Raw genomic sequence first — 931 nt, 5'->3', positions numbered from 1 at the left:
TGTTGTACTCGTGTAATTGTTGGTGAACAGGAGTTGTGATTGCAATGAATAAATATAGAGCATTAATTACTTTATCATTCATTGGAACTATTCTTGTTGGATGTGATAATGCTAAAAATGATACTAATAAACAACAATTAGCCAACGATATTGTCAATTCCATGGTGACAGTTAAAGGGGGGCGGTTTCAAATGGGGGATTTTGGGCCGCTTGTTGGCGAAAAACTACCTTTTAGTCCTGGGTTGGATAATAAACCATTGCATTGGGTCGAGCTTTCTGATTTTAAAATAACAAAAAACAAAGTTACTTGGAGAGAGTTTAATGTTTGGTTGAATTTAAATAAAAAAGAATACAATAAATACTATAAGAAAATAAAGGCTAGAAAGGTTGAAGATGAATATGATAAAAAAATGCTACGCAATATTGGTGACAATTACCCTGCATCAGTGAGTTGGAATGACGCTAGCGCTTTCTGTAAATGGATTGGGAAAGTATCAGGAAAATCTATTACTTTACCTACCGAGGCTCAATGGGAATATGCAGCTCGTAGCCGAGGTCAGTTTTTCCAGTTTGCAAATAGTGACAATCAATATAATCCTGACGATCCAGATGATAAACTTAACTTCACTCATGACGCGGCTCCTGTCGGTTCGTATCCTCCAAACCCCCTAGGTTTATATGACATGATGGGGAATGGAAATGAATGGGTGAGCGATTGGTACTCTGATGAGTATTATAAAAATTCGCCCGAGAAAAACCCACAAGGGCCAAAAAAAGGTGACAAAAAAGTTATCCGAGGCTACTTGGGATCCATGTTTGGATTGTATGACATTACACGCGGAAAAAGTGAACCTGATTATGAGGGGCCTGGTGATGGTTTCCGTTGTGTAGAGAACTGACAATGGTTTCAAGGTGAACGTAATGTACAAGA

1 protein-coding gene is annotated in these 931 nt (G+C 38.1%); it reads left to right on the top strand.

The window, feature by feature from the left end; all coding sequences use genetic code 11:
- Positions 1 to 44: 44 nt before the first annotated feature.
- Positions 45 to 899, top strand: coding sequence for a formylglycine-generating enzyme family protein (locus AU511_RS16985; RefSeq protein ID WP_094110371.1), 855 nt, complete (start codon positions 45 to 47; stop codon positions 897 to 899).
- Positions 900 to 931: the final 32 nt, after the last annotated feature.

Source organism: Lonsdalea iberica, assembly GCF_002111585.1.
GTDB classification, from domain to species: domain Bacteria; phylum Pseudomonadota; class Gammaproteobacteria; order Enterobacterales; family Enterobacteriaceae; genus Lonsdalea; species Lonsdalea iberica.
Note: the sequence above shows the minus strand (reverse complement) of the source record. Positions and strands in the feature narration are given on the sequence as shown.

Excerpts from the sequence above, each read along its gene's own strand:
- AU511_RS16985 (WP_094110371.1), top strand. The coding sequence starts at position 45 with ATGAATAAATATAGAGCATTAATTACTTTATCATTCATTGGAACTATT.